21 protein-coding genes are annotated in these 20,681 nt (G+C 57.1%); 12 read left to right on the forward strand and 9 right to left on the reverse strand.

Annotated elements, in window-relative coordinates; genetic code table 11:
• Window positions 1–74: 74 nt before the first annotated feature.
• The gene (locus ACR1XU_RS11385; RefSeq protein ID WP_170614642.1) at window positions 75–521 is read right to left on the reverse strand and encodes a phasin family protein; all 447 of its coding nucleotides are present in this window, start codon (window positions 519–521) and stop codon (window positions 75–77) included.
• Window positions 522–651: 130 nt separating this feature from the next.
• Window positions 652–2,454, reverse strand: a complete 1,803-nt coding sequence (locus ACR1XU_RS11390; RefSeq protein ID WP_170680355.1) for a class I poly(R)-hydroxyalkanoic acid synthase — start codon at window positions 2,452–2,454, stop codon at window positions 652–654.
• Between the two features lie 111 nt (window positions 2,455–2,565).
• Between ACR1XU_RS11390 and phaZ the strand changes: the two genes are divergently transcribed.
• Window positions 2,566–3,837, forward strand: coding sequence for a polyhydroxyalkanoate depolymerase (gene phaZ / locus ACR1XU_RS11395; RefSeq protein WP_170680357.1), 1,272 nt, complete (start codon window positions 2,566–2,568; stop codon window positions 3,835–3,837).
• Window positions 3,838–3,875: 38 nt separating this feature from the next.
• On the opposite strand, the gene ACR1XU_RS11400 is transcribed toward phaZ, so the two are convergent.
• The 4 genes from ACR1XU_RS11400 to ACR1XU_RS11415 form a co-directional block, all read right to left on the reverse strand.
• Window positions 3,876–4,592 (reverse strand): alpha/beta fold hydrolase, encoded by a 717-nt coding sequence (locus ACR1XU_RS11400; RefSeq protein ID WP_480904886.1) that lies wholly within the window; start codon window positions 4,590–4,592, stop codon window positions 3,876–3,878.
• A gap of 83 nt (window positions 4,593–4,675) precedes the next feature.
• Window positions 4,676–5,290: a hypothetical protein gene (locus ACR1XU_RS11405; RefSeq protein ID WP_480905252.1), complete on the reverse strand. Its 615-nt coding sequence runs from the start codon at window positions 5,288–5,290 to the stop codon at window positions 4,676–4,678.
• 73 nt (window positions 5,291–5,363) lie between these two features.
• On the reverse strand, window positions 5,364–6,356 hold the full coding sequence (locus ACR1XU_RS11410) for an alpha/beta hydrolase (RefSeq protein ID WP_480904889.1): 993 nt from the start codon (window positions 6,354–6,356) through the stop codon (window positions 5,364–5,366).
• Window positions 6,356–7,105: an alpha/beta fold hydrolase gene (locus ACR1XU_RS11415; protein WP_480904892.1), complete on the reverse strand. Its 750-nt coding sequence runs from the start codon at window positions 7,103–7,105 to the stop codon at window positions 6,356–6,358. Before ACR1XU_RS11415 ends, ACR1XU_RS11410 begins: the two co-directional genes overlap by 1 nt.
• A 218-nt stretch (window positions 7,106–7,323) precedes the next feature.
• Between ACR1XU_RS11415 and thrS the strand changes: the two genes are divergently transcribed.
• The 5 genes from thrS (at window position 7,324) to ACR1XU_RS11440 (ending at window position 12,008) form a co-directional block, all read left to right on the forward strand.
• Window positions 7,324–9,282 (forward strand): threonine--tRNA ligase, encoded by a 1,959-nt coding sequence (gene thrS / locus ACR1XU_RS11420; RefSeq protein ID WP_480904895.1) that lies wholly within the window; start codon window positions 7,324–7,326, stop codon window positions 9,280–9,282.
• 221 nt (window positions 9,283–9,503) lie between these two features.
• Window positions 9,504–9,806 carry a BufA1 family periplasmic bufferin-type metallophore gene (locus ACR1XU_RS11425; protein WP_170614635.1) on the forward strand — a complete coding sequence of 101 codons (303 nt, stop codon included), beginning with the start codon at window positions 9,504–9,506 and terminating at the stop codon, window positions 9,804–9,806.
• 71 nt (window positions 9,807–9,877) lie between these two features.
• A complete protein-coding gene (bufB, locus tag ACR1XU_RS11430; RefSeq protein WP_480904898.1) occupies window positions 9,878–10,735 on the forward strand; it encodes an MNIO family bufferin maturase in 858 nt (285 codons plus the stop codon).
• Window positions 10,732–11,493: an HvfC/BufC N-terminal domain-containing protein gene (locus tag ACR1XU_RS11435; RefSeq protein WP_480904901.1), complete on the forward strand. Its 762-nt coding sequence runs from the start codon at window positions 10,732–10,734 to the stop codon at window positions 11,491–11,493. Before bufB ends, ACR1XU_RS11435 begins: the two co-directional genes overlap by 4 nt.
• Complete coding sequence (locus tag ACR1XU_RS11440; RefSeq protein WP_170680379.1) at window positions 11,490–12,008, forward strand: DoxX family protein; 519 nt, start codon at window positions 11,490–11,492, stop codon at window positions 12,006–12,008. Before ACR1XU_RS11435 ends, ACR1XU_RS11440 begins: the two co-directional genes overlap by 4 nt.
• A gap of 1 nt (window position 12,009) precedes the next feature.
• On the opposite strand, the gene ACR1XU_RS11445 is transcribed toward ACR1XU_RS11440, so the two are convergent.
• Together ACR1XU_RS11445 and ACR1XU_RS11450 are read right to left on the reverse strand one after the other, a co-directional pair.
• Window positions 12,010–12,378, reverse strand: a complete 369-nt coding sequence (locus ACR1XU_RS11445; protein ID WP_170806414.1) for a hypothetical protein — start codon at window positions 12,376–12,378, stop codon at window positions 12,010–12,012.
• Window positions 12,379–12,419: 41 nt separating this feature from the next.
• Window positions 12,420–12,737: an ArsC/Spx/MgsR family protein gene (locus ACR1XU_RS11450; RefSeq protein WP_480904906.1), complete on the reverse strand. Its 318-nt coding sequence runs from the start codon at window positions 12,735–12,737 to the stop codon at window positions 12,420–12,422.
• Between the two features lie 215 nt (window positions 12,738–12,952).
• On the opposite strand from ACR1XU_RS11450, the gene ACR1XU_RS11455 reads away from it, so the two are divergent.
• Window positions 12,953–13,159, forward strand: a complete 207-nt coding sequence (locus ACR1XU_RS11455; protein WP_008758035.1) for a cold-shock protein — start codon at window positions 12,953–12,955, stop codon at window positions 13,157–13,159.
• Window positions 13,160–13,601: 442 nt separating this feature from the next.
• Here ACR1XU_RS11455 and thyX read toward each other — a convergent pair whose 3' ends face one another.
• Entirely contained in the window at window positions 13,602–14,513 is a 912-nt protein-coding gene (thyX, locus tag ACR1XU_RS11460) for an FAD-dependent thymidylate synthase (RefSeq protein ID WP_170680383.1), read from the reverse strand.
• A gap of 177 nt (window positions 14,514–14,690) precedes the next feature.
• Here thyX and ACR1XU_RS11465 point away from each other — a divergent pair, with 177 nt between their 5' ends.
• From ACR1XU_RS11465 to ACR1XU_RS11485, 5 genes are all read left to right on the forward strand, one after another.
• Complete coding sequence (locus ACR1XU_RS11465) at window positions 14,691–15,119, forward strand: VOC family protein (RefSeq protein WP_170614628.1); 429 nt, start codon at window positions 14,691–14,693, stop codon at window positions 15,117–15,119.
• 680 nt (window positions 15,120–15,799) lie between these two features.
• Window positions 15,800–16,825 carry an ABC transporter substrate-binding protein gene (locus tag ACR1XU_RS11470; protein WP_480904909.1) on the forward strand — a complete coding sequence of 342 codons (1,026 nt, stop codon included), beginning with the start codon at window positions 15,800–15,802 and terminating at the stop codon, window positions 16,823–16,825.
• Entirely contained in the window at window positions 16,826–19,039 is a 2,214-nt protein-coding gene (locus ACR1XU_RS11475) for an ABC transporter permease (RefSeq protein WP_480904912.1), read from the forward strand. It abuts the gene before it with no gap.
• Between the two features lie 11 nt (window positions 19,040–19,050).
• Window positions 19,051–20,112, forward strand: a complete 1,062-nt coding sequence (locus tag ACR1XU_RS11480; RefSeq protein ID WP_170680391.1) for an ABC transporter ATP-binding protein — start codon at window positions 19,051–19,053, stop codon at window positions 20,110–20,112.
• Window positions 20,113–20,679, forward strand: coding sequence for a histidine phosphatase family protein (locus ACR1XU_RS11485; RefSeq protein ID WP_480904915.1), 567 nt, complete (start codon window positions 20,113–20,115; stop codon window positions 20,677–20,679). It begins immediately after the preceding gene.
• Window positions 20,680–20,681 lie beyond the last annotated feature (2 nt).

Below are 20,681 nucleotides of genomic sequence, written 5' to 3' on the forward strand. Positions count from 1 at the left end.
GAAAGGGCAGGTCAATCGACCTGCCCAGCGCGATGGCACCAAATGGGAGGAGAGGGTGCGCCTCGCGGACGTTCTTACTTGGCAGCGGTTGCCTTTTTGGCCGCAGCAGTCACGTCGTTGGTGGCTTTCTTGACAGCCGAGCTTGCTTCTTCAGCAGCTTCTTTGCCGGCAGCCATCAGCAGTTCGACGGTTTCGCTCTGCAGTTTCTTGGCGATTTCAGCGAAAGCAGCCATGTTTTCAGCAGCAACTTCAGCCGAAGCGCTGGCGAAATCGGTTGCGGCTTTTGCGTAGTCGGCAGGCTCTGCCTTTGCTTTCGACATTTCGGTCAGTTTGGCCAGAGTGTCTTTGGTCCATTTGCTGGAGATTTCTGCCGATTTTTCAGCAGCTTCCAGAGCAACGCCCGACAGCTTTTCGTTCAGCGAAGCGGTCGATTTGAACGCGTCTTCCAGTGCGGTTGTGTCAACCGGGAATGCACCCATCATGTCTTTCATGACGGCGGTAAAATCCTGAGTCTTTGCCATTGTCTTAATCCTCTTTGCTGGACCGGGCCCACCCCGGCGTTCGTCAGCTTGAGGACAATATGCTTTCTGCATCGCAGCATTTCAAGTTCTTTTTGCTGCGATGCAGAAAAAATTTAGTTTCAGAATGAAATCAGCGATTTGCCTTGACCAGAACATAGGTCCCTGGGGCCGGACACAGGCTCGGATGTTTCGAATCGCCCGTTTCGCGGGCCGGTATCTGTTTGCCAGACCGCTTTTTTAGCCAGGCTTCCCACATCGGCCACCAGGATCCTTCGTGAAAATCCGCTTCTTTCAACCAGGTGTCCGCGTCCGTCTTCAGGTCCGGGTTCGTATAGTGCCCGTATTTCTTCTTGCTGGGCGGGTTCACAATTCCGGCAATATGACCGGATTCCGAAACAACAAAGGCTTTCGAGCGCGATCCCATCTGCTGAACACCGCGATAACAATCCTTCCAGGCTGCTATGTGGTCCGTCTCGCACGTGATGGCCATCAACGGGACATCCACGTCGCTGATATGCAGATTTTCGCCCAGCAGTTTGAACCCATCAGTAACAAATTCATTGTTCTGACAAAGCCCGCGCAGGTATTGGATTGCCATTCGGCCCGGTAGGTTTGCGCCGTCTCCGTTCCAATACAGCAAATCGAATGCCGGCGGTGTTTCACCCATCATGTAGCTGCGGATTGCAGGTGTGTAGATCAGATCCCGCGACCGCAGGAAGGACATTGTGCGTCCGATAATCCAGGCCTTTAGGATGCCATCCTTTGACACCTGATCCTCGATCCCGTCCACAAAATCGTTCTGCAGGAAAGGCGTGAACTCGCCCTGCTCTCCGAAATCGGTCAGCGTTGTAAAGAACGTGGCCGATTTGACCGATTTATCACCACGTTTCTTCAACAGCGAAAGCGTCAGGCTAAGCGTAGTGCCGGCAATGCAATAGCCCACGGCGTTTACCTGTTTGACCTTGCAGATATTCTTGGCCTCTTCGATCGCGGCCAGAAACCCTTCTTCGATATAGTCCTCAAGTCCGATATCGGCATGTGAACTGTCTGCGTTGACCCAACTGACGACAAACAGGGTATAGCCCTGCTCTGTCACCCACTTGATCAGGCTGTTCTGCGCTTTCAGGTCCAGGATATAAAACTTGTTGATCCAGGGCGGGAACAGGACAATGGGCGTTTCATGGACTGTTTCGGTCGATGGCTTGTACTGGATAAGCTCCATCATGCGGTTGCGAAACACCACATCGCCGGGCGTGGTCGCGATGTTTCCACCGATCTCAAACGCGCTCTCATCCGCCAGCCGAACCACAAGTTCGCCGTCGTTGGCCTCAAGATCTGCAACCAGGTTCTCCAACCCCTGGATCAGCGACTGTCCGTCGGTTTCGATGGCTTTCTCGAGTGCGTCCGGGTTGGTAGCCAGAAAGTTGGTCGGAGCCATCATGTCGATGATCTGACGAGAGAAGTAGGCCAGTCTGCGCTTGTCCTTGTCTTCAAGGTCTTCAACCGAGGCTACGGCTTGCGCGATCGCTTCGGCATTGGTCTGATACTGTTGACGGATAAAGCGGAAATAGGGGTTGTTCTCCCACATCGGGTTAGAAAACCGCCGGTCTTCGGGCAGTTTGTCTTCTGTATCAGGCTCACCTTTTGACAATACCTGCTGAGCTTCGGCAAAGTTCAGAACAGACTTGCCCCAGAACTCGATCTGATGCTCAAGCAGCTTGGCCGGGTTCTGCATCGCTTCGGCCCAATAGGCCGTTGCTGCTTTTGCAAAAAGCTCTTGATTCGGACCATCCAGGGCGGGGGTGTGCGACTTTTTTCCAGCCATCACTTCAACAAGCCGTTTCGAGAGGTCTTCGACTTTGGACAAATTTTCCTTAAGACGTTCAATATGTTCGTCCGACAGGTCCGGCGTATTGTCTTCGGTAGTTGTCATTATAAGGATTCCCCCCTAACGTCGCTGCTATGCAGAATAACGTCGTGAACGCGTAGCGCAAAGCGGCGAATGGTCCGAAATCTCAGGATAATACTCAGGAGGCCCGAATACATGCGCTATATGATGACGTATGACCTGATGGAAACCATGCGCAATACCAACCAATGGTTGGGCGCAACCGCCAGCGCCATGGCCTCTTATCCGCTTTTCGCAATGGCGCCGAGCCCTGCGTTCAGCATGATGGCTGCCTGGGGAGAGGTTACCGAACGGACGTTTCAGCGCATGGTCGTCAAGCCGGACTGGGGTATTCGGACCTTCACCTGCGAAGATGGCAAGGACCACCTTGTCGACATCACAACCGTTGTCGAACGCCCTTTTGGCGATTTGATCCATTTTCGGGTCAACGGTCGCGAAGAACAGCCGCGCAAGGTTCTGCTGGTGGCGCCGATGTCCGGGCACTACGCCACTCTGTTGCGCTCGACCGTCAAGAGCCTGCTTGTAAATTGCGAAGTCTACATAACCGATTGGCATAACGCGCGTGATATCCCCGTTTCCGAAGGCAAATTCGATGTCGAGGATTACACGCTTTACCTTGTCGATTTCATGAAGGAACTGGGTCCGGACACACATGTTGTTGCCGTGTGTCAGCCCGCGCCGCTGACACTGGCCGCAACAGCCTATCTGGCGGAACATGATCCGAAGGCGCAGCCCAGCACACTGACGCTGATCGGCGGCCCGGTCGATCCGGATGCCACCCCGACCGAAGTTACCGATTTCGGGCGCAGGGTGACAATGGGCCAGCTGGAAGAGACAATGATCCAGCGCGTCGGTTTCAAATACAAGGGCGTCGGCCGCATGGTCTATCCCGGCCTGTTGCAACTGGCGTCGTTCATGTCGATGAACGCGGATCGTCACTCCAAGGCGTTTTCGGATCAGATTCAGCGAGTTATGCGCAACGAAGCCTCAGACCACGACGCCCATAACCGGTTCTATGATGAATACCTCGCAGTCATGGACATGACGGCCGAATTCTACCTGTCCACTGTAGAACGTGTTTTCAAGAACCGCGAAATTGCCCGAAATGAGTTCATTGTGGCCGGCCACAAGGTGGATATCGGGAAAATCACAGATGTCGCGGTCAAATCCGTTGAAGGGGCCAATGACGACATCTCGGCCCCCGGCCAGTGCATTGCGGCACTGGACCTGTGCACCGGCCTGCCGGACGGCAAGAAGGCCAGCCATGTCGAGCCCGGGGCCGGTCACTACGGCATCTTTGCCGGGCGCAGCTGGCGCGACAATATCCGGCCCCTGGTGATCGACTTCATGAACGCCAACAGCCGCAAACCCCAACGCACGGCCGCAAACAAGAATAAAGTGGCCTGATCCCTAACCTCAGGCAGGCCGCCTTTTTCCAAACAGCGTTATACGTGACTGAGCCGCGCCGGACGGGAAAGCCAGCGCTTCAGTGCATCCGTCACGGCTTGTGGCGATTCCAGCATTGGTACATGCCCGGCGTCGTCAATCACCTGCAACTCGGCATTCGGAATGAGCTCGGTCATAAAGGCATGTTTTCGCACCGGTGTCAGCGTATCATGCACCCCACACAGGATCAGCGTCGGGACATTGATCCGCCGCAATGCACCCTGCTGATCCGGGCGGCGCTGAAGGGCGCGCAACTGGCGCACGAACAGGTCAGGACCCAATTCTACCGCCATCGTCAGAAGTTCATTCAGAATCGGGATGCGGTTGGGCCCCGGGGCCAGCGCATCCGAACCGATAACATCGCGCATGATGTCTTCAAGTCGCCCGGCCCGCGCACCCACTATCAGATCCTCGCGAGCTGCGGCCAATTGCGGGGTGTCCGCCTGCGCATCGGTCGACATCAGACACAGGGGCGAGACTCGCTCGGGCGCGCGGCGTATAACCTCAAGCGCAACGACGCCGCCCATGCTGAACCCTGCCAGCGCAAAACACCGAGGCAACACATCCAGAAGCGAAGAGGCTATCTCCTCAATCCGCTCACCGGTCGAGACCGGGGCCACGGTCACCGCACGCTCATGCGACAGGACCGTCATTTGCGACTGAAACAGCCGAGCGTCGCACATCAATCCAGGCAAGAATACCAGCGGCTCGATCACGCGGGGCCTCCACCCTTCCGCCAATCCCGGCGTCCCCGTTTCTTTCAGGATGGAAGTTTTGCAAGTGGCAGACAAGCCGTTTTTCAGGGGTATCGAATGGCCCGAAATCCGGGAAAATCACTGTAACGCCCGCGTCGTGTTTCGGCATCTTCTTCTGGCTCTGCACCGGGCCGCAACAGACATCCGCGTGGCGCGATGTAACTGTCGATCCGCCTTTGCGGCTTTGGTCGCCAAACCAGGTTAAAGGCGCACAGTTTCGGAAAAAACCAGATCTCCGAATAATCCAGATGATCATGCATCCACCAGGCCAGATCGCGCCAGTCCCGCCCTGCGTCATATTGATCCGCAAACCATGGAATGACGATGGACGCCCCGGCTATTCTGGCATCCCTGGTTCCACGATCCCAGATGTGGCACTCCAACGGATGGTCGTTCCGCGCGCAATTCAGCCGGTTTTCGTTCCCGAATCTGTTCAGAGACGGCGACCGGTATCCCGACCGAACGGCCACCCGGCCAAATGTTTCTTCCAACGGGTCCAACAGGGACTGGCAAAACGCCCGGCCAGTCTCGATGGCCAGGTTCGGGTTTTCTGGCAGGTTCTGTTTTTCGTGGAAATTACCGATTTCGGAATACAGGAAGTCACGCATGAAAAAATGCCGGGACAGGCGCACTCGGCCTAGGGTCTCAAGGCTCCACATGCTGCCCGGCTTGCGCATTCTCAACCTCCGCCCAAGGCATCGCGCCTGTGCCGACTTGGTGCTTCTCCCGGCATCATTCCACACCCAGCTCCTTTAGCCAGCCCAGTATGCCTGCGACGGTTACATCGGTCTGCCCGGGTGACATCAGACGTCCGGCAATCACGTGCGAAGACGGATCGTCCCCCGGCCCCATCGTCACAAGATGTACTGTCGCGGGCGCGCCCCAGGCTTCTGCAACCCTATGTGTTCGGTCAGGCCGCACCACCTTATCGTCATCTGAAAACCAAAACAGAGCAGGAGTTTTTGCTTCTGCGAAGTCCAATTCATTGACAGCCTCGACCAGCACGGTCAGTGGCACCACCGCCTCCCATGGGTAGACTGTCGACCAGTATTTGTTCTTTTCCGGGTTCGGCCCTGACACATCCCTGTCCTGCCCCATGATCAGCGGCAACCAATGCCGGGCCCAAGGCAGGCCGGGAAGCCAAGCCGCCGTCGTGTTCACACCGAAATTAGGTGAGACAAAGACCAGACCCACTACATCGCGGCTCAGATCCTCATCCAATGCGGCCGCCGCGGCCAACGTGCCACCGGTAGAGGTCGAGATCACCACCACCCGGTCGCCCACCGCCCGCGCCGCCGCCAAACCTTCGGCGTAGTCCTGCATCCATCCCGAAGCCGTACCTTCGGCCATGGCGTCGCCGCTCCGCCCGTGACCTTGCAGACGCGTGTAGACCAGATTGGCCCCCAGCGCATCAGCCACCATATCGGGCACCGGGCGAATTTCTTCGGACGATGCCGAAAACCCGTGAACGTAAAGCACGGAAACAGGCGTTCGCTGCTCCTTATATCCGTCCTGCCAGATCACCCGCTTTTCAACACCCGGCACGATGTCGTCAAACGCAGACTCAGTGCTTTCGAAATAGACCTGCACGCCTTCGCCGAATTTCCTCGCATCAAAGTCTGGGTGCAGATTGACCTCTTCGCGGGGACCGAACCAATAGATCAACCCGCCGGCCAAAAGCCCAACTATCAGAAAACGTCCCAGAAACCAGCCAAAACGCCGCATCAGCGATCCCCCATCACATCCAGCACGGCGTCTTCAATCAACCCCAGACAACGATCATCCGAGAACCTGTGATCGGCGTCCTTGACCAGCAACAGACGCATGTCTGGCCCTTCCGCACGCTCCAGCAAACGCATGGCGGTTTCGGTCGATACGGCAGTGTCTGCCGTTCCCTGCAAAAAACGGACCGGAAAAGGCAAACGCAACGGATCGCGCAAAACCAGATGTTCCCTTCCATCCACGATCATCCGCTTGGTGATGACATATGGCTCCATGTAGTCCGACGGCAGTTCTACGTGCCCAACCGTCTCGAGCGCCGCTTTCTGTTCGGCAGAGAATGAGGCCCAATACCCGTCCTCGGTGAAATCCGGCGCGGCCGCGATCGTGACCATCCCGGCGATCCGGTCAGGCACAATGCGCGCCAGCAGCAGGGCCTGCCAGCCCCCCATTGAAGATCCAACAACAATTAACGGTCCATCGGTCAATGCGGAAACCGCGGCCACGGTATCCTGATGCCAGTCGCCAATACATCCCTCCTCAAACGAACCGGAGCTTTCCCCATGCCCGGAATAGTCGAACCGCAGAAAGGACTGCCCCCGCGTGTGCGCCCATGCCTCCAGATGAACGGCCTTGGTGCCCTCCATATCCGACTTGAGCCCGCCCAGAAAAACTACGGTCGGCCCCGCGCCCTCGCTCTTGTGATAGGCCAGTCGGCGACCTTGCGCCGTTTCAAGAAATTCCGTCGCTGCCATGAAATCCTCGCTTCCTTGTCAGCATCATGCACGCCGCTCGCCCAAGCGCAATTCCCTGACCATTTCATCTTTTTGAAAATACTCCGGGGAGCGCGAGGGGCTGGCCCCTCGCCTGCGCGGTGCTTGACACTCTGCCTTGCACCTGCCAAAGCAACCGCACACACATAACCCGCAACCGGGCGTTCAGTGGGCGCCAAACCGACGAGGAGAGCCAGATCATGGCCCTGGATTCCCAATCCGTCTCACTCACCTTCCCCGATGGCAATGCACGTTCTTATGACGCAGGCGTAACGCCCGCGCAGGTGGCTGCCGATATCTCAACCTCACTGGCAAAAAAGGCCATCTCGGCCACTGTGAACGGCCAGCACTGGGACCTGCAATGGCCCATCGAAGCGGATGCCGACATCGCCATCCACACCATGAAGGACGAGGTTCAGGCCAATGAACTGATCCGTCACGATCTGGCTCATATCATGGCCCGCGCCGTGCAGGAAATCTGGCCCGACACCAAGGTCACCATCGGCCCTGTCATTGAAAACGGCTGGTACTATGACTTTGACAGGACCGAGCCGTTCACGCCCGAAGACCTTGGCCTGATCGAGAAAAAGATGAAGGAAATCATCAACAAGCGCGACCCTGTGACCACCGAGGTCTGGGATCGTCAGCGTGCGATCGATTTCTACACCGCCAATGACGAGCCCTATAAGGTCGAACTGATCGACGCCATTCCGGGCGACGAACCGCTGCGCATGTACTGGCACGGCGACTGGCAGGACCTGTGCCGTGGCCCGCATCTGCAACACACCGGGCAGGTGCCGGGTGACGCGTTCAAGCTGATGTCCATCGCGGGCGCCTATTGGCGCGGCGACAGCAGCCGCGCGATGTTGCAGCGCATTTATGGCGTGGCCTTCACCGGCAAGGAAAAGCTCAAGGCCCACCTGCATATGCTGGAAGAAGCCGCCAAGCGGGACCACCGCAAGCTGGGCAAGGAGATGGACCTGTTCCATCTGCAACCCGAAGCACCGGGCCAGATCTTCTGGCACCCGAATGGCTGGACCATCTATACCCAGTTGCAGGACTACATGCGCCGTCAGCAGAAACACGGCGGCTATGTCGAGGTGAACACGCCGCAGGTTGTGGACCGCAAGCTTTGGGAAGCCTCCGGCCACTGGGACAAATATCAGGAAAACATGTTCATCGTCGAAGTGGACGAGGAGCACGCGCGCGACAAGGCGATCAACGCGCTCAAGCCGATGAACTGCCCCTGCCACGTGGAGATCTTCAAACAGGGACTGAAATCCTATCGCGACCTGCCGCTGCGCATGGCCGAATTCGGATCGTGCAACCGGTACGAACCGTCGGGCGCGCTGCATGGCATCATGCGGGTACGCGGCTTCACCCAGGATGACGCGCATATCTTCTGCACCGAAGAGATGATCGCGGACGAGACCAAGCGGTTCCTCGACTTCCTGTCGAATGTCTACAGGGATCTCGGGTTCGAGAATTTCAAGGTCAAGTTCTCGGATCGCCCCGAGGTGCGCGCGGGCACGGATGAACAATGGGACAAGGCCGACGAGTTGCTGAAAGCCGCCTGCGATGCCGCAGGTTGTGCCTATGACCTGAACCCGGGCGAAGGTGCGTTCTATGGACCGAAGCTCGAGTTCGTTCTGACAGACGCCATCGGACGCGACTGGCAGTGCGGCACCCTGCAGGTGGACTTCATCATCCCCGAACGTCTGGGCGCGACCTATATTGCGGCGGACGGTGAACGGCACACGCCGGTCATGCTGCACCGTGCCTGCCTTGGGTCGTTCGAACGTTTCATCGGCATCCTGATTGAGGAACATGCAGGCAAGCTGCCGTTCTGGCTGGCACCACGTCAGGTCGTCGTGGCCTCGATTACTTCCGATGCGGACGATTATGTCCTGGAAGTTGTCGAAACGCTGAAAGCCGCCGGTGTCCGTGCCGAGGCCGACATCCGCAACGAAAAGATCAACTACAAGGTCCGCGAGCATTCGGTCGGCAAGGTGCCGGTCATTCTGGCCGTCGGACACCGGGAAGTTGATGAGCGTACTGTCAGCGTCCGGCGCCTGGGTGAAAAACAAACGCAGGTACAGTCACTTGATGCTGTAACAAAAGAGCTGGCGCAGGCCGCAACCGCGCCCGACCTGCTGTAACATTCGGCGGCAATTCGCCCTGAATCCGGCCCCACATCCGGGGCCGGATTGAAACAAAATCTAATTTTCATTTCAAAAACAATTTGTTAACCTGCAAGAGGGCATGACGCTCTTTGACGGGGTTGTGAGACACGGGCTCGTGAATTCAACTATGAGCTTCAAGCCACTACCTTTGTCATTGTCGAACACAGACATACGCAGTCACTAAAAGGATTAACGAGATGTCGAACACCGCAAAAACCCTTGTCATCGCAAGCGCAGTCGCAGCCGCTGTTTCTGGTGCCGCAACCACAGCAACAGCACAAGCGAAAGAGAAATGCTATGGCGTTTCGCTGGCCGGTCAGAATGACTGCGCCGCAGGACCCGGCACCACCTGCGCAGGCACTTCTACCGTAGATTATCAGGGTAACGCATGGACCTTGGTTGACGCAGGCACCTGCGCCGATATCGAGCTGCCCAAAGCCGCTGACGGCGCGGCCCGCAAAGGTTCGCTGGAACCGCTCGAGCGTGACCTGCCGGCATAAGGCCAGCCACACGAGATTACCGGGGCGGGCAATGTCGCCCGCCCTTTTCGTCGTGATCAGGAAAAATGCTCATGCTGGATGATGCACTCAGATCAAACCGGTTGCCTGCGGCACCCGGTGTTGGCTACAAACCGCAACATTTTGCGCAAATCCTTGAACACGCGAAACCGGTGGCGTGGCTGGAAATCCATGCCGAGAATTATATGGGCGACGGCGGTCGCCCGCTGGCGCAGTTGCGTCACCTTTCCGAACAATTTCCCATTTCCGTTCATGGCGTTGGCCTATCCATCGGTGGCGAAACGCCGCTGGACCCGGATCATCTGGCCCGCCTTAAACATCTGATCGGCTGGCTGAACCCCGCCAGCTTTTCCGAACATCTGGCCTGGTCCACGCATGACAGTCACTTTCTGAACGACCTGCTGCCCCTGCCCTATACTGATGCGACGCTGGATCGCGTCTGCGACCACATCGATCAGGTGCAGGACACCGTTGGCCGCCAGATGCTGCTCGAGAACCCGTCCAGCTACCTGGCGTTCGAAGAAAGCACATGGTCCGAACCCGATTTCCTGCGCGAAATTTCGCGTCGCACAGGCTGTGGCCTGCTGCTGGATGTGAACAACGTATTTGTATCTGCCACAAACCTGGATTTCTCGCCTCAGGGCTATATCGATGCCTATCCGCTGAACAAGGTCGGCGAGATCCATCTAGGCGGACATGATGAGGATGAAGACGATCACGGGCACCCGCTGTTGATCGACAGCCATGGGCGCGAAGTGGTCGATCCGGTCTGGGTACTGCTGGATTATGTTCTGGAGCGTTCGGGCCCGAAACCCGTTCTGATAGAATGGGATACCGACGTCCCCGAATGGCCCGTTTTGCGCGCCGAAGCCGAACGCGCGCAGTCAGCGCTGGACCGGGTTCCAGCATGAGCGTTTCTCAGTCGGTCTTCCATTCCGCGTTGCTGGATGCGTCTGTTTCGGTTCCCGACGGGTTGCTTGACGCGGCGGACCAGCCCGCCGGGCGCAGGTTCAGCGTCTATCGCAATAATGTCGCCGTCTCGTTGACCGAAGCGTTACATCAGGCTTTTCCTGTCATCGCCAAGTTGCTGGGCGCGCAAAACATGGACGGTCTTGCCGGGTTGTTCTTGAGACAGCACCCCCCGTCCTCCCCGTTGATGATGTTCTATGGCGAAGCGTTCCCCGGTTTTCTGGCTGATCTGCCGCAACTTGCGCATCTGGGATATCTGCCGGACATGGCGCGCCTGGAACTGGCTCTGCGCCGATCATACCACGCCGCCGACAGCACACCTGCGCCAGCTGACGCCCTGAATTTGCCACCCGAAGACATTATGCAATCGCGGCTGAGCTTTGCTCCTGCGATGCGGGTCATGCAATCGGACTGGCCGGTACACGCGATCTGGCGATTCAATACTGAAGACAATGCCCCAAAACCCGAACCCGGCCCGCAAGACGTTCTGATTACGCGTCCCGAATATGACCCGAATCCGCATCTTTTGCCCGTGGGCGGCGCCAAGTGGATCAGCCATTTGCAAACAGGCGGCACAATCGGTGAAGCGTATGAAAAAACGGCTGAAACCTGCCCCGAGTTCGATCTTGGAACCACACTGGCCATCCTATTGCAGGGCGGCGCAATAACCTCTGTGACTATTGAAAGGCTGGAGACATGACTGCTCTGATCTCAACCTACAACAACACGATGGAAAAGGTGGACCTGGCATCCAATTGGCTGACACCGACGCTGGCACGACTGGTGTTTGTCGCCGTCCTTCTGGTTTATTACTGGAACTCGGCAATGCTGAAGATCGATGGCTCGATCTTTTCGCCATCCGCAGGTGCCTTTGGCCAGATTTTCCCCAAGGCGGCCGAAGCCGTTCTGTATGATGTCAGCCAGATGACCTTTTTCCAGCGTATCGTGATCTTCTTTGGAACCGTCGCCGAGTTCGTTCTGCCGGCATTGTTGCTGGTCGGGCTGTTCACACGCCTGGCCGCACTTGGCATGATCGGGTTTGTGTGGGTGCAAACCCTGACCGACGTAACAGGCCATAACGTTCCGTTGGGCAGCCTGTTCGACAACGCCATCTCGCTGATGGATCAGCGTGTGATGTGGACCTTCATGTTCCTAGTCATTGTCATCAACGGCGCAGGTCCAATATCGCTGGATCGGCTGTTGCGACTGAAGTGAACTAGAAATGAGCCTTGGGCTGGTCCGGTTTTCCCGCAGCCAGCCCAAGCAGGCCGGCAACTGCTGCAAAAGCGACCGGGAACATCGTAAACGCATTGAAACCAAAGGCATAGTACATGCCGACGGCCGACAGCAGCAGCAAGACGCCGGCGATCAAGGCACGGGCATGGGCCATGGCTCCGCCCGCTATGGCGAGCAACGGCGCAAGGATCGAAGTGGTCTGCACCAAAGTGGCGTTTTCGACCTGCTCGGCAACACCTTCGATTTCGCCAAACCGGTTGACCAGTTCGACGTAGCCATAGCCGAAAAAGCCCACGACCATTCCGATCAGCCCGGCGATAACACCCAAGATCATTGCAGCGTTACGCATAATCTTCCCTTCTGTCTGCGCTTGAGCAGATAGTCATCCGATCACGCAACTCCAAGTGCCGTACGTGTTTCCGGCGTCCAGCCCAGCAACAAAGCCCCCCCGGATTCGATCAACGGGCGTTTCATCAACGTCGGGTAATCGGCGAGAAGCTCTTGCGCAGGTCGTGACCGCTGTTCTTGGTCCAATCCCCGCCACGTTGTCGAACGGGTGTTCAGCAAGGCATCCCCGAATTGCTCCAGTGCCTGAGACAGCACCGAGGCCGGGACACCCTGGGTCCGGACATCCACAAACTCTGTATCTGGCATTGATTTCAACGCCTTACGGCACGTATCGCAAGTCTTCAAACCATAAAGGCGCATCTTACTTCTGTTCCTGTCTCTGCTTGGGATTTAGGCAAAATCACCGGTTTTCTTCGGTAATTCTTGATTTTTTACTTCACCGTGCAATGTTGAAAAAGACGAAACACGCAATTCGGGCCGTATCGTTTGGGCGAAACAGTGATGTGTTGCGGTTACGTCAACCACTGCACCCACCAATTTGTGGGACAACGTGAAAGTAGAAGGAGACACGGGAAATGCCAACTGGCACCGTGAAATGGTTCAATACGACCAAAGGCTATGGATTTATTGCTCCCGATGAGGGCGGCAAGGACGTTTTTGTTCACATCTCGGCCGTAGAACGATCCGGTCTGACCGGGCTTGCTGACAATCAGAAGGTCTCGTACGAGTTACAAGACGGACGTGACGGCCGCCAGATGGCAGCTGATTTGAAGCCTCTTTAACCCCCCGCCAAGTGTGGGAAGATCAATAAGGTCGGCGGCCAATTTCAGGCCGCCGACCGTTTCAAAAGGTCCCAATCCTTACCCTCGCGCCGATTTCGCTCCGGCATGAGTGTGCTCGTCCTGTCCCATCGCAACGATACAGGACGTGCCGCTGGAATGGGTAACAACCATGGTTCAGTCACCCGATTTGCTGACCCAGACTTCCATGATCAACTCGGGCGCCTGCACCCCAGAGGCTGCACGGCTTGCACCGCACTGACGCTCGGGTTTCGAGTGCATTCTTGATGTGGGCTCGCAAATCACCTCGGCGATCCGAGCTTTTGCAGGTGCGGGATTGGCCCGTATCATGCAGATCCCAAAAAAGCATACTGCACATAACATGCGGCCAGCGTGAGAGCCGCATGGCACGATTTAAGGATAACCGACGGTTCGGAGACTTGCATCAACCCTGCCGGATCACGTCCTCGAATTCGCGCCATTCACGCGCTGTCATGCCAGAGTTTTCCTGCGTAACGGCCTCACCCGCCAGCATTCTGCGCAAGCTGTCGACCATCTGCGCGGATAGATTCACGGCACCCAGGCGGTAGTCTTCGAAGGCCCTGTAGGCAAAGGGAACCCAGTCTGCCACGATTTTGCACATTGTGTCGGCATAAACCCGAATCTCGTACTGGGCATGCGGGTCGGCGCGCAGCCGCAGGAAGTGGAACAGGTTGTGTAGATCGACCTTCCAGTACCATTGCGTGTAAACATTGGCAGGTAGGTTCATCCGCGCAAGTTCACGCGCCAGCCCCTGCTGCCCTTCCTGGCTGATCATGGCTTCGTAATTGTCATAGCACCGCGTGCTGTCGGCTTTGAGAATTTCCAATACACGCGCCGCTTCTTCGCCCTCCAAGGCTGAGCCCCGCCCCTGGTTGTTCACCTCGGACTGGGCCGCCACATGGTCGGGGGCCGGGATATAGAACTCGCGATCCAGAATGGAGTACCGCGCCGAGTATTCATTCACATTCGCCGTACGATGACGAATCCACTGGCGGGCCACAAAGACCGGAAGTTTGACGTGCAGCTTGATCTCGCACATCTCGAACGGGGTCGAATGCCAGTGCCGCATCAGGTAGCGGATCAGCCCCTCGTCATTCTGCACCGACTTGGTGCCTTTGCCATAAGATACACGCGCGGCCTGACAAATCGCGGCATCATCGCCCATATAGTCGATGACGCGGACAAACCCATGATCCAGCACCTGATGGGCCGTATACAGATGCTCCTCCATTCCCGCTGCGACGACGCGGCGTGTGGGATGCGATTGCGCGCGTTGCGCTTCGATCTCGGCCAGTTGGTCAGAAGACAGCGGCATGAAATGGTCCTTTCCAGCGATGAGTCGCCGCCCACTATATATCGGTAGATCAGGCACAGGAACCGCGATATGTGCGCCCAATTGCCCAAACGCACAATTGTTTGCCCTCTGCCCCTCGACACCTTGCCTTGGCGCGCTAAGCTGCAGCGCATCACCTGCACAAAAAAGGATGGCACGATGGGGCTGACTTATCTTCACACCATGGTCCGCGTGAAAGATCTGGAAAAATCACTGGCTTTCTACGAACTGCTGGGACTGAAGGAAACGCGACGTTATGAAAGCGAAGCAGGGCGTTTTACCCTGATATTTCTGGCACCTCCAGGTCAGGAAGATGCACCGATCGAGCTGACGTATAATTGGGATGGCGATGATGCACTGCCCAGCGACAGCCGCCATTTCGGGCATCTGGCCTACGGCGTCGACAACATCTATGAGACGTGCCAGCACCTGCAGGACAACGGAGTAATCATCAACCGCCCGCCCCGCGACGGACGCATGGCCTTTGTCCGCTCTCCTGACAACATCTCGGTTGAATTGCTGCAGAACGGCAATGCCCTTGAGCCGGCCGAACCCTGGGCAAGCATGGAAAGCACCGGCCACTGGTGATCGACAGATGCTCAATCGGGGGCCGGCCTTAGCGGCCCGCCCCACTCAGTGTGACGCTGGTTAATCTGCCAACCGCAGGACAGGGGCATCAGGCTCATTCGCGCGGTCCGCCTCATGCGCTCCCACAAATCTGAAATCTCGCCTCCGACGTAGCTGATACGCTGGCTCAGTTTCCAGCTACTTCAAGACTTCCGCATTACCCGTTCCTTGTAACAACGGCGCGCTGGTCGAGGCCAATAACCATCGCGCCACCCTTTCGAATGAAGCGACAGGGCTTGGAACAACTGATCCAAATGTCTTTCGCAATCGTTACCCTGTCACCCAACTGACCAATCTGCGTGACCGGATGCAGCCCGAAGCCATCCAAATGATTGAACCTATGTCGGAAGCAGACCTTGCCCGATCCAGGCCAAGTTCTTCTGGGCAGACCTTTTTTGTTGCACAACGCACATTTCATTGTGAGAATTCAGAAGGCTGCACGGAGATCTGGAAGCAAGACACATTATTCACCGATTGACCCCGCTCACGAAACCGCCCTGGTAACCGGCGCCACCAGAAATCCAGCGCAGGTTGTCATTGAGTACGAATTGGCGCTTCAGGGTCTTCGAAACACCGCATGAGGAAGAGCTTAAAAGAACCGGGAAACCCGGACAAATTATTCTCAAAGGGAGGAACGTATAATGAAGAAATTGACATCCACGGCCGTCGGGTCGCTGATTGCCCTAGCTGCCTCCATGTCGGCGGCGCAGGCAGACAAGCTGACCTTCTATTGCTCGGCCCAGGAAGATTGGTGTCAACTCATGGCACGCAGCTTCGAAGATGCGACAGGCATCGATGTGAACATGACCCGGAAATCGTCGGGTGAAACCTTTGCGCAAATTCGCGCCGAAAGCTCGAACCCTAAAGGCGACGTGTGGTGGGGTGGCACGGGCGACCCGCACCTTCAGGCCGCCGAAGAAGGGCTGACAATGGAATACGTGTCTCCAATGCGCGACCAACTGCACGACTGGGCGATTTCCCAGGCTGAAAGCGCCGGCAACCGGACGATCGGTATCTATTCAGGTGCGCTTGGCTATGGCTACAACGCAGATCTTGTCGCCGCGAACAACCTGCCCGAACCTGCCTGTTGGAAAGACCTTCTGAAGCCCGAGTACAAGGGCCACGTTCAGATGGCGAACCCGAACTCATCGGGCACGGCCTATACGACGCTGGCCTCGATGGTACAGATCTTCGGCGAAGATGAAGGCTTTGAGTTCATGAAAGGCCTGCATTCGAACATCAACCAGTACACCAAGTCAGGCTCGGCCCCGATCAAGGCCGCGGGGCGCGGTGAAAACACCATCGGTATCGTCTTTATGCATGACGCCGTGAAACAGGCCGTTTCAGGTTTCCCGATCAAGGTCGTGGCGCCTTGCGAGGGTACCGGTTACGAAATTGGCTCGATGTCGATCATCGAAGGTGCCCGCAACGTGGACGAGGCGAAGAAGTTCTATGATTGGGCGCTGTCGCCCGAAGCTCAGAACCTTGCCCTTCAGGTCAACGCGTTCCAGGTTCCATCGAACAAAAGCGCCGAAACCTCGGAAAGCGCGCCTGACATGAGCCAGATCAAGCTGATCGACTATGATTTCAAAAAGTATGGCTCGTCAGACGAACGGAAGCGGTTGTTGCAGAAATGGGATGAAGAGGTTTCAGTTCTGCCACAATAAATGACTGACAAGACGACAAAAACGACCCATCCGGTCCTGATCTTTTGGATCATTGCCGGTTGGGTCGGATTCTGCCTGTTACCCTGGTACATGGTTGACGGCGGCCTGTGGTCGTTCGAATGGCTTTTTGACGGCTACCCGTTCGACGAAGATTATGCACCCGCAGCATTTCTGATCGGACAAGGCGAGAAGCTCTGGCTTGCACCACTTGTGATTGCCCTTTTGCTGCCTTTGCTTGCACTGGGGCGCGTCAAATCCGACCCGCTTTATGCTCGCATTCTGATCCTGTCCGGCGCGCTCGGCTTCGGCTGGCTGATTGCTCAGGGGTTCAGTATCGGCATCAGAGGTTTCAACTTCGATTGGATGGAAGCGTTTTTTGGTGAACTCGGCGACCGCCAGTTCGGCATGGGCTATGGCGCGATGATTTGCGCATCGAGCTTTTTGTTCCTGCTGACCCAGGGCATCGCGGCACGAGGCGCCATCAACGGTGACGTCTTCGTCGTCAGCGCAATCGGAGGCGTGATCACCATCGTCACCGCCTTTGTCTTTTTCCCTATCGCAAAGATGTTGTTTGCCGCCTTCGTCACCGAAGATGGCGCCTATTCAATTGCGGTATTCTTTTCGAAGTTCTTCGACGACCGGCTTTGGGGATTGGGTTGTTTTTATGGGGCCAAGTGCGGCGCGGCCTGGAATTCCCTGTTTCTTGCCGTCGTGGTCGGCTTCGTCACTACGATCCTGGGCCTGTGTTTCGCTTTGGTCGTGACGCGCTCGGGCTTCCGCTACAAGCGTGCATTGCGGGCCTTGACCGTTCTGCCGATCATCACGCCGCCCTTTGTGATCGGCCTTGCCCTCATCCTGCTGTTTGGCCTGTCCGGGTCTGTTACCCGCTTCATTGCCGATCTGTTGGGCACGCAACCAACACGGTGGCTGTACGGAATGCCTGGCATTCTGATCGCGCAGACGCTGGCGTTCACGCCCATTGCCTTTCTCGTTCTGATCGGCGTGGTGGAAGGCGTCTCTCCTTCGATGGAGGAAGCAGCCCAAACACTCCGCGCCAGCAGATGGCAGACGTTCAAGACGGTCTCCCTGCCCCTGATGCGCCCGGGTCTTGCCAATGCCTTTCTTCTAGGTTTCATCGAAAGCATGGCCGATTTCGGAAACCCGCTGGTGCTGGGCGGAAACTTCGACGTTCTGTCGACCGAGATCTTCTTCGCAATCGTCGGCGCTCAATACGATCAGGGTCGCGCTGCCGTTCTGGCCATGGTGCTTCTGTTTTTCACCTTGTCAGCCTTCTACGCGCAGCGGGTCTGGCTGGGCAAGAAAAGCTATACCACTGTAACCGGAAAAGGTGACGCAGGCGTGCACCCATTGATGCCGACCGGCCTGTCTGTCCCGGTGTTGGTTGTCGCGCTTGGCTGGGCGCTGTTCACCGTCATCGTTTATGCAATGATCGTATACGGCAGCGTGGTCGAGTTGTGGGGCGTCAACAATTCATTGACCCTTAAGCACTATGTGACCGCCTTTTCTGTGCGTTTCGAAGAAGAAGGCATTCGCTGGACCGGTGCAGCTTGGGACAGCTTCTGGACCACCATTACAATCGCCGCCATTGCCGCGCCGCTGACTGCAGCCGTAGGATTGGTAACGGCATATCTGCTGACCCGGCAAAGCTTTGCGGGCAAGAACGCTTTTGAGTTCGGAACCATGCTGTCATTCGCGATCCCCGGAACGGTGATCGGTGTCAGCTACATCCTTGCGTTTAACGTCCCGCCCATCGAAATCACAGGCACGGGCGTCATCCTCATTGTCAGCTTCATCTTCCGCAACATGCCGGTCGGCGTTCGCGCGGGCATTGCCAGCATGTCGCAGCTTGACCGCAGCCTGGACGAATCCTCTCTGACGCTTGGGGCAAACTCGTGGCAAACGTTCCGGCGTATCATTCTGCCGTTGCTGCGCCCCGCGATACTGGCCGCGCTGGTCTACAGTTTCGTGCGCGCCATGACGGCGATCTCTGCCGTTATCTTTCTGGTCAGCGCGGAATATGACATGGCAACCAGCTATATTATCGGGCGGGTCGAAAACAACGACTATGGTCTTGCCATCGCCTATTCGACCACACTGATTTTCGTGATGCTGTCGGCAGTTGCGCTTATGCAGTTGATTATCGGGCGGACACAGATCGGACGGCGAATGACCCAGTCGCGTACTAATGTTTAGGAGAGAATGACATGAGCCTGCAGTCCAAAGCCGCGCCGGTTCGGTTCGAATCCGTTACAAAAATGTTCGGCAAGGATGTGGTCGCCGTTGACAACATCAATCTGCATGTCGAGGCCGGCAAGCTGGTTACGCTGCTGGGTCCTTCCGGGTGCGGGAAAACTACGACCTTGCGTATGATCGCAGGGTTGGAAATGGCAAGCTCGGGCACGATTCTGATCGGTGACCGGGACGTGACCAAACTGCCTGCGACCGACCGCGACGTATCGATGGTATTCCAATCCTACGCGTTGTTTCCTCATATGAGTGTGTTGGAGAACGTCATGTACGGCCTGACGTTTTCGGGCTTTGCGAAGGACGAAGCCCGAAGTCGCGCCCTGAACGGTCTGGAACTTGTTGGCCTCAAAGGGTTCGACAGTCGTCTTCCGTCCGAACTGTCCGGCGGTCAGCAACAGCGTGTCGCCGTCGCCCGGGCGCTGGTTCTTGAGCCTCAGGTGCTGCTATTTGATGAGCCGCTGTCCAATCTCGACGCCAAGCTTCGTCGTCAGGTGCGTGAGGACATCCGGGCCATCCAGCAAGACCTTGGCCTGACTGTCGTCTACGTCACGCACGATCAGGAGGAGGCTCTGGCGGTTTCGGATGAGATTGTCGTGATGCGTAACGCGGCCATCGCTCAGATGGGCACCCCGCGCGAGCTATATGATGCGCCGAACGACCGTTTCGTTGCAGACTTCATAGGCGAGGCAAACCTGCTTGATTGCCAAATCGTTGGCACAGATGGCGACACCGCTACAATCGAAATCGAAGGCTACCGCCATACGCTGCCGCGCCGTGGTTTGACACCGGGTGGCGCCACCATCGCCGTCCGACCCTCCCGTCTGGTGATCGGCTCTGATCAGGGAATTCCCGCTACCGTGGCCAAGGCGACATATGTCGGCGTCCGGATGGAATACACGCTGACTGGCACTTTCGGTCAGGCCTTTGCTGTTCACGATGACGTCGACGCACCACTTGAGCCGGGCGCTGAGGTCAGGATGAGTTTTGCCGATAAGGGGCCAGTGCTACTGCCCGATTAGATGCCGAAACTTCTGATCATCACACATCCCGAGGTTTCAATTGATCCGGGCATCCCGATCACGGATTGGGGGCTGAGTGCCGTCGGCCGTGATCGTGCAAGAGAATTCGCCTTGAATGGCGCTCTGGCGAATGTCACCCGGATTTGGACCAGCAACGAGCAGAAGGCCCGCGAAACGGGCGAGATCCTTGCCGCCGCTCGAAACCTGCGCCCGCAACAACACGCGGGCCTTGGCGAAAACGACCGAAGTGCAACCGGTTTCCTACCAAGGGAGGAGTTCGAAGCCGCCGCTGACGCATTTTTTGACCGACCGGAAACCAGCTATCGCGGTTGGGAAACAGCGATCGAAGCACAGGCCCGCATTCATCGGACAGTGACCGAGATTGTTAGTATGCATCGGGGCAAAGACCTGGCCATAGTCACTCATGGGGCGGTCGGAACACTATTATGGTGCGCACTTTCTGGCCGTTCAATTGACCGCCGTTACGATCAGCCTTCACAGGGTCATTTCTGGCAGGCAGATCTTTTGACACTCAAACCTCAGTCCGGGTGGGTCGCCTTTACCTAGAG

It is taken from the genome of Ruegeria sp. D1(2025), from assembly GCF_056536425.1.